7 protein-coding genes are annotated in these 13,834 nt (G+C 64.8%); 2 read left to right on the forward strand and 5 right to left on the reverse strand.

Going from position 1 to position 13,834, the window contains the following annotated elements; all coding sequences use genetic code 11:
* Positions 1–201: 201 nt before the first annotated feature.
* The 4 genes from BMI86_RS13430 to BMI86_RS13445 all read right to left on the reverse strand — a co-directional run bounded on the left by BMI86_RS13430 (position 202) and on the right by BMI86_RS13445 (position 6,492).
* Positions 202–2,742 (reverse strand): putative PEP-binding protein, encoded by a 2,541-nt coding sequence (locus BMI86_RS13430; RefSeq protein ID WP_078541859.1) that lies wholly within the window; start codon positions 2,740–2,742, stop codon positions 202–204.
* A 165-nt stretch (positions 2,743–2,907) separates the two neighbouring features.
* Complete coding sequence (glyS, locus tag BMI86_RS13435; RefSeq protein ID WP_078541860.1) at positions 2,908–5,070, reverse strand: glycine--tRNA ligase subunit beta; 2,163 nt, start codon at positions 5,068–5,070, stop codon at positions 2,908–2,910.
* Position 5,071: 1 nt separating this feature from the next.
* A complete protein-coding gene (locus BMI86_RS13440) occupies positions 5,072–5,548 on the reverse strand; it encodes a DUF6446 family protein (RefSeq protein WP_078541861.1) in 477 nt (158 codons plus the stop codon).
* Positions 5,545–6,492: a glycine--tRNA ligase subunit alpha gene (locus BMI86_RS13445; protein WP_078541862.1), complete on the reverse strand. Its 948-nt coding sequence runs from the start codon at positions 6,490–6,492 to the stop codon at positions 5,545–5,547. Before BMI86_RS13445 ends, BMI86_RS13440 begins: the two co-directional genes overlap by 4 nt.
* 276 nt (positions 6,493–6,768) lie before the next feature.
* On the opposite strand from BMI86_RS13445, the gene BMI86_RS13450 reads away from it, so the two are divergent.
* Complete coding sequence (locus BMI86_RS13450; RefSeq protein WP_168173856.1) at positions 6,769–8,643, forward strand: trypsin-like peptidase domain-containing protein; 1,875 nt, start codon at positions 6,769–6,771, stop codon at positions 8,641–8,643.
* Here the strand turns inward: BMI86_RS13450 and BMI86_RS13455 are convergent, their stop codons facing one another.
* Entirely contained in the window at positions 8,644–10,092 is a 1,449-nt protein-coding gene (locus BMI86_RS13455; RefSeq protein WP_078541864.1) for a TrkH family potassium uptake protein, read from the reverse strand.
* Between the two features lie 190 nt (positions 10,093–10,282).
* Between BMI86_RS13455 and BMI86_RS13460 the strand changes: the two genes are divergently transcribed.
* Positions 10,283–13,717, forward strand: coding sequence for a pyruvate carboxylase (locus BMI86_RS13460; RefSeq protein ID WP_078541865.1), 3,435 nt, complete (start codon positions 10,283–10,285; stop codon positions 13,715–13,717).
* The last annotated feature ends 117 nt before the right edge of the window (positions 13,718–13,834 follow it).

The raw sequence follows: 13,834 nt of genomic DNA on the forward strand, positions 1-13,834 counted from the left end.
CATCGCTTACCCGAGCGAGCTATCCATGTCTAGGTTTTCACGAAAAAATGCGCGACCCCCTACGGAGTCACGGCGGAATCTTGCCAAAATGCACGGTGATTTGCGTGCTATGTCCCTCTCGAATCGCATATCGCGACGCGCGAAGATTTGCCAATGGTATTTGAGAAAAACGGCCAAATTTTCGCTTCTGTGACCTTACCTCTAGGGAAAAGATCGACCGCGCGGCGCAAGGAGTGCGAAATGGGCAGCCGCGAGACGGGCGACCGGCACCCGGAAAGGCGAACAGGAGACATAATCGAATCCCGCAGCCCGGCAGAAGGCGATTGATTCGGGGTTTCCGCCATGTTCGCCGCAGACCGAGATCGTGACATCGGGCCGGGCGGAGCGTCCGCGCGCAGCCCCGATCAGCAGCAACTCCCCTACCCCCTCTACATCGAGGATATGGAACGGGTCTTCGCTATAGACCTGCTGGTTCACATAGGTCGACATGAAGCGGCCCGCATCGTCGCGGGAGAGCCCGTAGGTCATCTGCGTGAGGTCGTTGGTCCCGAAGGACAGGAAGGCCGCGTGTTCGGCGATCTCACCGGCGCGCAGGGCCGCACGGGGCGTCTCCACCATCACGCCGAGGCGGTAGGTGAAATCTTCCTTGGTCTCGGTGCGCACGGCGGCGGCGACCGCATCGACCCGAGTTTTCACGATCTCCACCTCGCGCGAGGCGGAGACGAGCGGGATCATGATCTCGGGCACCACCTCGGCGCCCCGGCGGAGCGCCTCCACGGTGGCCTCGAAGATCGCGCGGGCCTGCATGTCGTAGATCTCGGGCACGGTCACGCCCAAGCGCACGCCGCGCATCCCGAGCATCGGGTTGAACTCGGACAGGGCCTCCACCCGGCGCGTGACCTCGGACAGCGGACGGTCCAGCGCCTCGGCCAGTTCGCGCATCCCCTCGCGGTCATGCGGCAGGAATTCGTGTAGCGGTGGGTCGAAGAGACGGATGCAGACCGGCTCCCCCTTCATCAGCTCGAACAGCGCGCCGAAATCGTCCCGCTGCATCGGCAGCAACCGGTCAAGAGCGGCGCGGCGATCTTCCGGCCCGTCGGCGAAGATCATCTCGCGCATCACCGTCAGGCGGTCTTCGTCGAAGAACATATGCTCGGTCCGGCACAACCCGATCCCGTCGGCCTCGAACATCAGCGCGGTGCGCGCGTCCTCCGGCGTGTCGGCATTGGCGCGGATGCCGATATCGCGCACCAGATCGGCCCAGCTCAGAAGCGTGCGGAACCCGTCATCCAGCGCGGGCGCGAGCATCTCCGCCGTCCCAACCAGCACCTCGCCATTGGTCCCGTCGAGCGTGATCGTGTCGCCCTCGCGGAACAGCCGCCCCTTGGGGCCGCGGAACTGGCGCTCGCGGCTGTTGATCTCGATCTCGGCGCCGACGATGCAGGGCAGGCCCAGACCGCGCGCGATCACCGCCGCGTGGGAGGTCATCCCGCCGCGTTCGGTCAGCACGGCGACGGCCGCATGCATCCCGCGGATATCCTCGGGAGAGGTTTCGCGGCGCACGAGGATACAGGGCTCGTCGCGCGCGGCAGAGGCCTGCGCGGCGGCGGCCGAGAACACGATCTTGCCGGTGGCCGCGCCCGGCGAGGCCGCGATCCCGCGTGCCAGCACGTCCCGCGGCGCACGCGGATCGACCTGATAGTGCAAAAGCTCGGTGATGGCGCGCGGCTCGACCCGCAGCAGCGCATCCTCGCGCGAGATCACATCGTCATTGGCCAGCGCCACCGCGATGCGCACGGCAGCCCGCGACGAGCGCGGCACCCGCACCGCGTCGATCACATGGACCTTGCCGCTTTCGATGGTGAACTCGATCTGCATCTCTTCGCGCAGCTTCACCCGGCAACGCGCGCCGTAATCCTTCAGCGTGTCGAAGACACGGCCATCCGCCTCTTCGAGCGAGGCCCCGCGCGGATCGCGCGTGAGATAAAGCGTCTCGACCGCGCTGGTGCGGCCCTGGCTCTGGCCGCGGAACCGCCCGGTGATCTGCGGCGCGCCGGTCACGCTATCGACGAATTGCATCGTGCCCGAGCCCGACAGGCCCGGCCCGATCCCCAGCGCCATCTCCTGCACCAGAAGCCCCAGCACCGCATCGGGCGGCGCGCCCTTGGCCTGCCGCAGGAGCCGCGCGGTCGTGCCCTCCCAGGCCCGCGCCATGGAGCGCAGCACCTCGGCCAGCTGCTGGGCGCCCGATTGCGGGAACCGCTCGTCGGTTTCCTCTTCATAGGCGTCGAGCGCGGCTTCCAGCGCGCCCGGCCCGGGCTCCTGCTGGAACATGTCCGGATCGAGCCGCGCCACATGGATTGAGTAGAGCTGCACGAAGCGCAGATAGAGCGCGTCGGCGGCCTCGCTGCCATGCGTATTGGACAGCACCGCATGCATGTCGTCATTCATGCCGACATTGAGCACCGTGCCCGGCCCGCCCCATTCGGGATTTTCCGGGCTCGGCCGCACCGACACCAGCATCTGCGGCCCGAAGCAATCCGCAATTGCGGCCATGTCGAAAACCTGTCCCGACGCGATCGCGCGCACGGTTTCGGCGGGCAGAGCGACGGTTTTCGGGACGGGAAGGTCGAGCCGGATCAGCCGTTGAAGGCATTTCGCGCGCCAGCCGTGACGCGCCTTATCGACCGACGCCGTGGGCGTAAGGGTCACAAAATCAGCGTTTTCAACGGGTTTCTGCATTGCAGCGCGCCTTCTCTCTCGACGCAGGATAGGCTGATTCCCCGCCCTCGCAAGTGTGACATTCGGACAGAAGACGTGGCGTCACTGGCCCGCCCTGTTTCGGCCTTGCGACAGGAGGCGCCGTGGGGGCGCCTCCGGCGGGGATATTTACACCAAGAGGAAGGATCAGCCTTCGATCTTGGTGAGGTCGGCCACATCGAGACAGATCTGCCGGATGCGCGAAAGCAGGTTGAGACGGTTGCGCCGCAAGATCGGGTTGTCGGCGTTGATCTGCACCGCCTCGAAGAAAGCGTCGATCGGCGCGCGCAGGTCGGCCATGGCGGACATGGCGGCGGCGAAATCTTCGTCTGCCATCGCCGGGGCGATCTTGGCTTCGGCGGCGTCGAGCGCGGCGAAGAGGGCCTTTTCCTCGTCCGTCTCCGCGAATTTCGGATCGGCGCCGAAGCTGTATTCCACGCCGTCCTTTTCCTCGGCCTGCGTGAGGATGTTATTCGCGCGCTTGAAACCCTGGATCAGGTTCTCGCCATCGTCGGTCTTGAAGAAGTCCGACAGCGCCTCGGCCCGTTTGACGACGAGGGTGAGATCGTCGCTGCCCGGCATGGCGAGCACGGCGTCGATCACGTCGTGACGGATGCCTGCGTCGCGCAGGTGGACCTTGAGGCGGTCGTGGAAGAAGGACATGAGGTCGGCGACTTCATTTGACCGGTCAGTGGGAGCGGGCGCGCCAATTCCGGCGATACTCGGCGTGTCCCCGATATTCGCCATATCTCCCACTTTCATTTTTTCTCGGTCCTTGTCGACTGCGGTAATTCCTGCCGCGAAAATTGCTTTAAGCGACATCCGCAGGCCATTCGCCGAGATCAACCGGATCACGCCCAGCGCCGCGCGACGCAGCGCGAAGGGGTCCTTCGAGCCAGTCGGCTTCTCGCCGATCGTCCAGAAGCCGGTCAGCGTGTCGATCTTGTCGGCGAGCGCGACGGCGATCGAGACGGGCTCGGACGGCACCGCATCGGACGGGCCCAGCGGCGCGTAATGGTCGCGGCAGGCATCGGCGACGGCGTCGGACAGTCCCGCCTTTTGCGCGTAGTAGCGGCCCATCACGCCCTGCAGCTCGGGGAATTCATAGACCATTTCCGAGCGCAGATCGGATTTGGCGACGCGGGCGGCCTCGGCGGCGAGGTCCGGCTTGGCGCCAACCAGCGGCGCGACTTCACGCGCGAGGGTCTCGATGCGGCGGATACGGCTGCCCTGAGTTCCAAGAAGGTTATGGAAGGTCACGGCGTCGAGCCCCGCGCCCATCCCTTCGAGCCCGTGGGCCTGAACGGTGCGCAGGTCGTTTTCCCAGAAGAACTTGGCATCCGACAGACGCGCCGAGAGCACTTTCTGGTTGCCCGCGAGGATGGTCGCGCCGTGATCGGCGGTCTCGCGGTTGGCGACGGTCACGAAGCCCTCGATCCGGCTCGTCTTGGGGTTCTTCACCGAGAAGAATTTCTGATGCTCTTTCATCGAGGTCTGCAGCACCTCGGGCGGCAGGTCGAGGAATTCGCCGTCGATCTCGCCCATCAGCGTGACGGGCCATTCGACGAGGCCCGAGACCTCGGCCAGAAGACCCTTGTCCGGCACCACTTCCCAGCCCTTGGCGAACGCCATCTGCGCGGCATCGTGGTCGATCGCCTCGGCACGCTCGTTGGGGTCGAGCATGACCTTGGCGGCTTTCAACTGCTTGGCGTAGCTCTCAAAGCCCGAGACCTGAAGCACGTCGGGCGCCATGAAGCGGTGACCGCGCGTGGTGTCGCCCGCCTCGATGCCGTCCACGTCGAGCGGCACGACAGTCGCGCCGGCCTCGTCGGTCAGGATCGCGAGGATCGAATGCAGCGGGCGCACCCAGCGCAGGCTGCCCTCGCCCCAGCGCATCGATTTCGGCCAGGGGAAGTTGCGGATCGTTTTTTCCAGCACTTCGGCCACGATCTCGGTCGCGGGACGGCCGGGCTTTTCGATCACGGCGAAATAGACCTGCCCCTTCTTGTCGTCGCGCGCCTCGAGCTGATCCATGCTCAGCCCGGTCGAGCGCAGGAAGCCCTCGATCGCCTTCTCGGGCGCGTCGGTGCGCGGGCCCTTGCGTTCTTCGCGGAGCGTCGGCGAGTTGGCGGTCAGCCCCTCGACGGTCAGCGTCAGGCGGCGCGGGGTCGAGAAAGCGCCGGCGGAGGCATAGGTCAGACCTGCCTCGACCACGCCATCGGTAATCAGTTTCTTCAGATCCTCACGGGCTTTCGGCTGCATCCGCGCGGGGATTTCTTCGGAGAACAGTTCAATCAGAAGATCGGGCATGTCATTTCTCCGCTTCGTCGTTCAGTTGGTGCCAGACATAGGCCCGGCCATCGGGATAAAGAGCCACGACCCGGTCGACGCCGGGGTGGATGTTGTGTTGCGACAGGAAGGCCACCGCACGGCCTGCCTCGAGGTCCGCGCCGATGGTTTTCGCATCATAGCAGTCGAACCATTTCGGGCCGATCAGCGGGGTCGGTCGGTCGTAGACCTCATAGGTCTCGGTCGCCGTTGCAATCGACAGATCGGTGTCGAAGCACGCCCGGTAGCGCAGGGGCGAACTGTCCGCGTCGATCCCTTTGTAGCCCTCTGCCTGCAACGGGTCCTGCGTCGTGCCGTCCAGTTCCATCAGCGAGACTTTCGCCGCGTCGGAGCCCGGCGCGATCTCGTCGTAATAGCCGTATTCCTGCGAATAATAGACCACCGCGCCGAAGACGAGCGCGATTACCACGATGCCGCCTCCGATGAGCTTACCATTCACGCGACAGCCTCGTTGGCTTCACTCTGCGAGGCCCCGCCCGCTTCGGTCTGCACGAAAGCGTCGGCGCAGGCCTTGGCCAGCGCACGGACCCGGCCGATATAGGCCTGACGCTCGGTGACCGAAATCACGCCGCGCGCATCCAGAAGGTTAAAGAGATGCGACGCCTTGATGCACTGGTCGTATGCGGGATGCGCCATGATGATCTTGCGGCCCGCATCGTCCGCCTCGGGCGAGGCGAGGATACGTTCGCATTCGGCCTCGGCATCCTCGAAATGGCGCAGCAGCGTCTCGGTATCGGCCACGTCGAAATTCCAGCGCGAATATTCCTGCTCGGTCTGGCGGAACACGTCGCCGTATTTCAGCGCGATCGGCGCTGACGGGTCGTTATAGGGCATGTCCATGACGTGATCGATGCCCAGCACATACATCGCCAGACGCTCGAGCCCGTAGGTCAGCTCGCCCGAGACCGGTTTGCAGTCATGGCCGCCGACCTGCTGGAAATAGGTGAACTGGCTGACTTCCATCCCGTCGCACCAGACCTCCCAGCCAAGCCCCCACGCGCCGAGCGTCGGGCTTTCCCAGTCGTCTTCCACGAAGCGGATATCGTGCAGTTCGGTGTCGATCCCGATTGCGCGGAGCGAGCCGAGATACAGCTCCTGCAGGTCCGGCGGGCTCGGTTTGATCAGCACCTGATACTGATAGTAGTGCTGCAGGCGGTTCGGGTTCTCGCCATAGCGGCCATCGGTCGGACGGCGCGAGGGCTGGACGTAGGCCGCCGCCCACGGCTTGGAACCGAGCGCGCGCAGCGTCGTCGCCGGGTGGAAGGTGCCTGCCCCCACTTCCATGTCATAAGGCTGCATCACCGCGCAGCCTTTCGAGGCCCAATAGCTCATCAGGCGCAGGATGATTTCCTGAAAGGATTTCGGGGCGTCCGGGTTTGCCATATTTCGCACCTTCCGTTGAAGCGCCTTCTCTCTAGGCAAGGGGCGCGGGGGCGTCAACGCCCTGCAAGGATTAGGGCGGACGATCTGCGCAACTCGACATGCAAAGCTGAGGCCCCCGCCCCACAACGGCGGATTTCATGACTCAAAAGAGGGCGTTTGGGGGGTGACCTCCGCCCGCGTTTCGCTAAGGTCGGGGGAAAAGCATATTTTACGGGGGCAGCAATGCGGGCAATTTCACGGACAGTTTCAATCGTCGTCGGAGCCAGCCTCACCGGCATGATCTGGACCGGAACGGCCTGGGCCGAAGCCTGGGTGCAGATCGAGGCGAAAAGCTCGCTCGCCCAAGCCGAAGCGCGCGCCCGCGACTGGGCAGGCATGTTCCCCGACACCACTGGCTTCCGGCTCGATTCCGGGTGGTACGCGATCGCGCTTGGCCCCTTTGCCGATGATGCCGAGGCAAATGCGCGCCGCCGGGTTCTGCGCCGCGAGGGGCTGATCCCGCGCGACAGTTTCGTGGCCGATGGCAACAACTTCCGCCAGCAGTTCTGGCCGGTCGGCGCGACCTTGAACGCCCCCGCGCAGGCGCCCGAACAGCCCGCGCCGCAAGCCGACACCCAAAGCGACGTGCGCGGCGCGCCGATGCCCGCCCCGATCGACGTGGAGCCGCTGGACGGGCCGGATGCGACCGCGCAATCGGATGGCCAGACCACGCCCCCGGATACGTCTGCGCAGGACACCGCCACCGCGCCTGAGCCGGTGAGCCCCGACACCACAACCACTGCCGACACCCCTGCCCCGCAAGAGGTCACCCCCGCGCCCGAACCGGTCGAGACGCTACGGGATTCGCGCCGGCTGGAGGCTGCGCTCGATCCGCAGACCAAGCGCGACATCCAGACCGCGCTGGAATGGGAAGGCAGCTATCAGGGCGCTATCGACGGGATTTTCGGCGGCGGCACGCGCAATTCGATCGCCGACTGGCAGATGAAGAACGATTACGAGCCAACCGGCGTGCTGTCCTCGACCCAGCAGGCGGCGCTTCTGGACAAGGTCGCCTCCGAGCGTGCGGCGCTGGGGCTGCAGACCGTGACCGAAGATCAGGCCGGTATCCGGATCGACCTGCCGATGGGGCTGGTGAAATTCGACCGCTACAACGCGCCTTTCGTGAATTACGCGCCCAAGGATGGCAGCGGCGTGCAGGTTCTTCTGATCTCGCAACCCGGTGATGCGGCCCGGCTGCGCGGCCTTTATGACGCGATGCAGACGCTCGAAATCGTGCCGACGGGGGGCGAGCGCAACATCCGCGGCAACAGCTTCACCATCGAAGGCCAGAACAGCGCGGTGCAGTCCTACACCCATGCGGAACTCTCGCGCGGGCAGATCAAGGGCTTCACGCTGGTCTGGCCCGCCGGGGACGACAAGCGCCGGGCCCGCGTGCTCGACGCGATGAAAAAGAGCTTCACGCCCATCGGCACCTCGTCGCTCGACGCGACGCTCGGACAACCGATGTCAGTGACGCGCGCCGCCCTGATGGCCGGGATCGAGAAACGCGCGCCGATCTTCTCGCGCTCGGGCTTCTTCATTGATGCCGATGGCCATGTGCTGACCGCCGCCGAGGGGCTCGACCAATGCGGGCGGATCACCATCGAGGATCACCCCGCCTCGCTCAGCTTCGACGGCGGCGCCAAGGGCTATGCGGTTCTGACCCCGAATGACACGCTGGCGCCGAAGGAGGTCGCGAAGTTCAACCCCGATGCCCCGATGGCCGGGAGCAAGGTGGCGGTGGCGGGCTTCTCCTATCCCGAAGCGCTCTCCGCGCCGGTGCTGAATTTCGGCACGCTCTCCGCCCTCAAGGGGCTGGAAGGGCAAGACAATCAGGCCCGGATCGAGGCGCAGACCCGCGCGGGCGATGTGGGCGGGCCGGTTCTCGACGGCTCCGGCGCGGTCGTGGGGATGTTGCTGCCTTCGAATGATAACGCCAACCGCGTGCTGCCCGACAACCTGACCGTCGCGCTGCAGGCGAAGGCGATGGCGCCGGGCCTGTCGGACAATGGCTTTACCCCGAAAGCGGCAGGTATCTCGGGCAACCGCGACCCCGAAGACCTTCAGCAGATCGCGGACGGGATGGTGGTGCAGATTTCCTGCTGGAAGTGATCAGCCCCGCCAGAAGCGCGGCAGCAACAGCACGAGCACGCTCATCAATTCGAGCCGCCCGAGGCACATTGCCGCGCTCATCAGCCATTTCGCGCTGTCAGGGAAATCTGCGACAGAGCCGTTCGCGGTGATCTCCGGCCCCCAAGCGGGGCCGATATTGGCGATCGAGGTCCAGGCGGCGGTCATCGCCGTCTCGGTCCCGAGGCCGGTGAAGGTCAGCGCGATGATCAGCATTCCGAAAATCAGGATGAACAACGAGAAGAAGGCCATCACCGAGTTGACCACGCTATCCTCGACCGGGCGGCCGTCATATTGCACCTTCAGCAGACGGTGCGGCGAGTAGAGCCGCTGGATCTGCGCCTTGATCGCTTCGAGAAGGATCAGGTAGCGGAACACCTTGACCGAACAGGCGGTGGAGGCCGTGCAGCCCCCGATCAGCCCGGAAATCAGCAGGATCGTGAAGGCCAGATGCCCCCATTGGGTCACGTCCTCCGAGGCATAGCCCGTGCCGGTGAAGGTCGAGACCACATTGAACGTCACCTCGCGCAACGTCGGCCAGAAGGACGCCTCATGGCGGATCATCCGGTAAAGCACGATGATCGCGATCGCATAGCCCATCCAGCGCAGGAAGGCGCGCACCTGCGGGTCGCGCCAGAGCGGCATCGTGTCGCCGCGCATCACCTGCACGAAGCGGATGAACGGCATCGCCGCCAGTGCCATGAAAACCGAGGCCGCGTATTCCGGCGCGCCCTTATAGGTGGCGAAGCTGGCGTCGTAATTCGAGAACCCGCCCGTACTCATCGTGGTGAGCGCATGCATGATCGCGTCGAACCCCTTCATCCCGAGGCCGAGATAGGTCAGCGCGCAGGCGATGGTCAGCCCGACATAGATGCGGATCAGCGCGGTCGAGATATCCATCGCGCGCGGCAGGATTTTTCCAAGCGTATCAAATCCTTCCGAGCGGAAGAACTGCATCCCGCCGACCTTCATCACCGGCAGGAAGATCATCGCGACGATGATGATCCCCAGACCGCCCAGCCATTGCAGCAACCCGCGCCAGAGGTTCACCCCCGGCGGTAACCCGTCGAGATTGGGAATCGCCGTGGTGCCGGTCGTGGTCAGCCCCGACATCGCCTCGAAATAGGCATCGACCAGCGACAGATGCGGCACGCCCAGCATGAAAGGCAGCGCTCCAAAGAAGGGGAGCGTCAGCCAGACGAGCGAGGTCAGCAGAAAGCTTTGGTGGATCGACAGCGTCCGGGCCAGCCCGTCACGCGAGGCCAGCGCCAGCAGCGCGCCCGCCGTCGTCGTCAGCACCGCGCTTTCGACGAAGACCAGCCAATGCGCTGCACCATAGCCCAAATCCACCGCTGCCGGGATAAGCATCGTCAGCCCCAGCACGGATGTCAGCATTCCGATGATATATCCAACCGGGCGCAGATCGATCATGCGCCCCACCTTGCCCAGAGCGCCGGTCTAGTCAATCCCAGACGGGCCCGGAGGGACCTGCAGTGGCGCAGCGTGACTTTGCAAACCCGAGCGGTTTGGTCAGTAAATTTGCCCAACTTTGCAGGTAGGCCCTTGCGCTGCGGCGCGGCAACGCTACCGTAGCGCCACTTTCGACAACAGGGAGAACGCTATGTTCAACAAGATCCTCGTGGCCAACCGTGGCGAGATCGCCATCCGAGTGATGCGCGCCGCCAACGAGCTGGGCAAGAAGACGGTCGCCGTCTATGCCGAAGAGGACAAGTTGGGCCTGCACCGTTTCAAGGCCGATGAAGCCTATCGCATCGGCGAGGGCCTCTCCCCCGTCGGCGCCTATCTCTCGATCGAGGAGATCATCCGCGTCGCCAAGGAAAGCGGTGCCGATGCGATCCACCCGGGCTATGGCCTGCTCTCGGAAAACCCCGATTTCGTCGAAGCCTGCGACGCCGCCGGCATCACCTTCATCGGCCCGAAGGCCGAAACGATGCGCGCGCTCGGCGACAAGGCCTCGGCGCGTCGCGTGGCGATCAAGGCCGGTGTGCCGGTCATCCCCGCGACCGAAGTGCTGGGCGAGGATTTCGACGCGATCAAGAAAGAGGCCGCCGAGATCGGCTACCCGCTGATGCTGAAAGCCAGCTGGGGCGGCGGCGGTCGCGGCATGCGCCCGATCCTCGGCGAGGACGAACTGGTCGAGAAGGTCCGCGAGGGCCGTCGCGAAGCCGAAGCCGCCTTCGGCAATGGCGAGGGCTATCTCGAGAAGATGATCATCCGCGCGCGCCACGTCGAGGTGCAGCTGCTGGGCGACACGCATGGCAATCTCTATCACCTCTACGAGCGCGACTGCACCGTGCAGCGCCGCAACCAGAAGGTCGTCGAACGCGCCCCTGCCCCCTATCTCTCGGACGAGCAGCGCGAAGAGGTCTGCCAGCTCGCGCTGAAGATCGGTCAGGCGGTCGGCTATGAATGTGCCGGCACGGTCGAATTCCTGATGGATATGGACTCGGACAAGTTCTACTTCATCGAGGTCAACCCGCGCGTTCAGGTCGAGCATACCGTGACCGAAGAGGTCACCGGCATCGACATCGTGCAGGCCCAGATCAAGATCGCCGAGGGCGCGACGCTGGCCGAAGCCACCCGCGCGAAATCTCAGGACGAGATCGAACTGTCGGGCCACGCGCTCCAATGCCGTGTGACCACCGAAGACCCGCAAAACAACTTCATCCCCGATTACGGCCGCCTGACCGCCTATCGCTCGGCGACCGGTAACGGCATCCGCCTCGATGGCGGCACCGCCTATGCGGGCGGCGTCATCACCCGCTATTACGACTCGCTTCTGGTGAAGGTCACCGCCTGGGCGCAGGATCCCGATCAGGCGATCCGCCGGATGGACCGCGCCCTGCGCGAATTCCGTATCCGCGGGGTGAGCACGAATATCGACTTCGTCATCAACCTGCTCAAGCACCCGACCTTCCTCGACATGAGCTACACGACGAAGTTCATCGACACGACGCCAGAGCTGTTCGACTTCAAGCAGCGCCGCGACCGGGGCACCAAGATCCTGACCTATATCGCGGATATCACCGTGAACGGTCACCCCGAGACCGCGGGCCGCAACAAACCCCATGCGGAGGCGAAACCGCCGCGCTTGCCCGCCTTCAGGGATGAGGCAAAACCGGGCAGCCGGAACCTGCTGGAGAAGGAAGGCGCGAAAGCGGTCGCCGACTGGATGAAGACGCAGAAGAAACTTCTGCTGACCGACACCACGATGCGCGATGGCCACCAGTCGCTGCTCGCGACCCGGATGCGCTCGATCGACATGATCAAGGCAGCCCCCGCCTATGCCTCGAACCTCAGCGATCTGTTCTCGGTCGAATGCTGGGGCGGCGCGACCTTCGACGTGGCTTACCGCTTCTTGCAGGAATGCCCGTGGCAGCGCCTGCGCGACATCCGCGAAGAGATGCCCAACATCCTGACGCAGATGCTGCTGCGCGCCTCGAACGGCGTGGGCTATACGAACTACCCCGACAACGTGGTGCAGTTCTTCGTGGGTCAGGCGGCGGAAAGTGGCGTCGACGTGTTCCGCGTCTTCGACTCGCTCAACTGGGTCGAGAACATGCGCGTCGCAATGGATGCGGTGATCGAGAGCGGCAAGATCTGCGAAGGCACGATCTGCTACACCGGCGATATCCTCGATCCCGACCGCGCCAAATATGACCTGAAATACTATATCGGCATGGCGAAAGAGTTGGAGGCCGCGGGCGCGCATGTGCTGGGTCTCAAGGATATGGCGGGCCTGCTGAAACCCGCCGCCGCCCGCAAACTGATCGCGGCGCTGAAGGAAGAGGTCGATATCCCGATCCACTTCCACACCCATGACACGAGCGGAATCGCGGGCGCGACCATTCTCGCCGCCGCCGATGCGGGCGTCGACGCGGTGGATGCGGCAATGGACGCCTTCTCGGGCGGCACTTCGCAGCCCTGCCTCGGCTCGATCGTGGAGGCGCTGGCCCATACCGAGCGCGACACCGGTCTCGATATCCACGCGATCCGCATGATGTCGAACTATTGGGAGGCCGTGCGTCACCAATATGCGGCCTTCGAGAGCGGTCTCGAAGCCCCGGCCTCCGAGGTCTATCTGCACGAGATGCCCGGCGGCCAGTTCACCAACCTCAAGGCGCAGGCGCGCTCGCTGGGGCTGGAAGAGCGCTGGCACGAGGTGGCCCAGGCCTATGCCGATGCCAACCAGATTTTCGGCGACATCGTTAAGGTCACGCCGTCCTCGAAAGTGGTGGGCGACATGGCGCTGATGATGGTGGCGCAGGGCCTGTCGAAGGAAGACGTGCTCGACCCGGCCAAGGATGTCTCCTTCCCGGATTCGGTCATCGACATGATGCGCGGCAATCTCGGCCAACCGCCCGGTGGCTGGCCCGAGGGTGTTGTGAAGAAGGTGCTCAAGGGCGAGCATCCCTCGACCGAGCGCCCGGGCAAGAACCTGCCCCCGGTCGATCTGGAAGCCGCCCGCAAGGAGGTCTCCGATCAGCTCGACGGGCGCGAAATCGACAATGAGGATCTCGCGGGCTACCTGATGTATCCCAAGGTCTTCACCGATTACGCGAGCCGCCACGAAGCCTATGGCCCGGTGCGCACCCTGCCGACCCCGGTCTTCTTCTACGGGATGGAGCCGCAGGACGAGATCTCCGCCGAGATCGACCCCGGCAAGACGCTGGAAATCCGCTATCTCACCACCGGCGAGACCGACGAGCTGGGCGAGGTGAAGGTCTATTTCGAACTCAACGGCCAGCCTCGCGCCGTGCGCGTCCCGAACCGCGCGGTGAAGGCGACGACGGCGGCGAAGCCGAAGGCCGAAGCGGGCAACCCGAACCATATCGGCGCGCCGATGCCGGGCTCGATCGCCTCGATCGCGGTCAATGTCGGCCAGAAGGTGAAACCGGGCGATATGCTCCTGACCATCGAAGCGATGAAGATGGAGACGGGCATCCATTCCGACCGCGAAGCCACGGTGAAGGCGATCCATGTCTCGCCGGGGGCGCAGATCGACGCGAAGGATCTGCTGGTCGAACTGGAGTAATCTTCCCTGCATTGAACAGAACGCGCGCCGAGGCCCCGCCCCGGCGCGCTTTTGTGTCTTTTGGCAAGATTAGGGCCTGAACGTAGGTGGGGACACAGAAGCCCCGTTCATTGTCGA

The sequence above is a fragment of the Thioclava sp. DLFJ5-1 genome, assembly GCF_002020115.1.
Taxonomy (GTDB): domain Bacteria; phylum Pseudomonadota; class Alphaproteobacteria; order Rhodobacterales; family Rhodobacteraceae; genus Thioclava; species Thioclava sediminum.

What these genes read in the sequence shown, in the direction of transcription:
- BMI86_RS13430 (WP_078541859.1), bottom strand. Translation starts at nt 2,742, where the DNA reads ATGCAGAAACCCGTTGAAAACGCTGATTTTGTGACCCTTACGCCCACG.
- glyS (WP_078541860.1), bottom strand. Translation starts at nt 5,070, where the DNA reads ATGCCCGATCTTCTGATTGAACTGTTCTCCGAAGAAATCCCCGCGCGG.
- BMI86_RS13445 (WP_078541862.1), bottom strand. Translation starts at nt 6,492, where the DNA reads ATGGCAAACCCGGACGCCCCGAAATCCTTTCAGGAAATCATCCTGCGC.
- BMI86_RS13450 (WP_168173856.1), top strand. Translation starts at nt 6,769, where the DNA reads ATGATCTGGACCGGAACGGCCTGGGCCGAAGCCTGGGTGCAGATCGAG.
- BMI86_RS13455 (WP_078541864.1), bottom strand. Translation starts at nt 10,092, where the DNA reads ATGATCGATCTGCGCCCGGTTGGATATATCATCGGAATGCTGACATCC.
- BMI86_RS13460 (WP_078541865.1), top strand. Translation starts at nt 10,283, where the DNA reads ATGTTCAACAAGATCCTCGTGGCCAACCGTGGCGAGATCGCCATCCGA.